An 823-nucleotide genomic window follows, 5' to 3' on the forward strand; every position below is an offset into this window, starting at 1 on the left:
CTACCGTTGAGTTTTACCAAGCAGAAGATGCGCATCAAGACTTCTTTAATAGAAACCCAGGACAGGCTTATTGCAACTTTGCAATACCACCAAAACTCGCTAAATTGCGTAAAGAATTTAGCAATTACATGGTAAGCTAAATGATAGATTACATAATGTATGATTCGCTCAAAGTACATTTAACGTGATGGTCAATACTAGCTAAATACCTAAGCCAAACACTTATCATATAGGTGTTTGGCTTTTTATTGCTGTTCACTATTTGAGTGTCACTCATCAATATTTATAGTAAAAATCCTTTATATAAACAATCATAATGAGAGGTCACCGCATGAATCCTGAGTTTTGGCACAAACGTTGGCAAGAAAAGCGCATTGGTTTTAATCAGTCTGCTGTCAATCCATTGTTAATTAACTACTTGACCCATTTAAACTTAGCAGCAGGTAGCCGCATCTTTGTTCCTCTTTGCGGCAAATCTATCGATATGGTTTGGCTCGCGGCACAAGGGTATGATGTGGTGGGCGTTGAGTTGGTTGAATCCGCCGTCAAAGAGTTTTTTAGTGAAAATCGTATTTTATATACGATAATTAACCACCCTCGTAACCCCAATATTAAATATTATCATTGGCAACATGAAAATCAGAAAATAGAGATATTAGTTGCTGACATATTTTCATTATCTATTGAAGACATTGATTATATTGATGCAGTTTATGATAAAGCGGCTTTGATTGCTCTGCCAGCTGATATGCGTCCCGACTATAGCGAACAGATACGTAAAGTTAGCGACAATGCGCCACAATTGCTAATAACGCTTAATTAC

At 36.9% G+C, this 823-nt stretch carries 1 protein-coding gene and 1 pseudogene; both read left to right on the plus strand.

Annotated elements, in window-relative coordinates; translation table 11 throughout:
• Positions 1–140 (plus strand): annotated as a pseudogene (locus ACS8FC_RS16315) (peptide-methionine (S)-S-oxide reductase MsrA); the annotation flags it as partial.
• Between the two features lie 191 nt (positions 141–331).
• Positions 332–823 (plus strand): class I SAM-dependent methyltransferase (locus tag ACS8FC_RS16320; RefSeq protein ID WP_439297548.1); only part of this gene is annotated, 492 nt, incomplete at its 3' end.

The organism is Psychrobacter sp. 1Y4 (genome assembly GCF_051847555.1).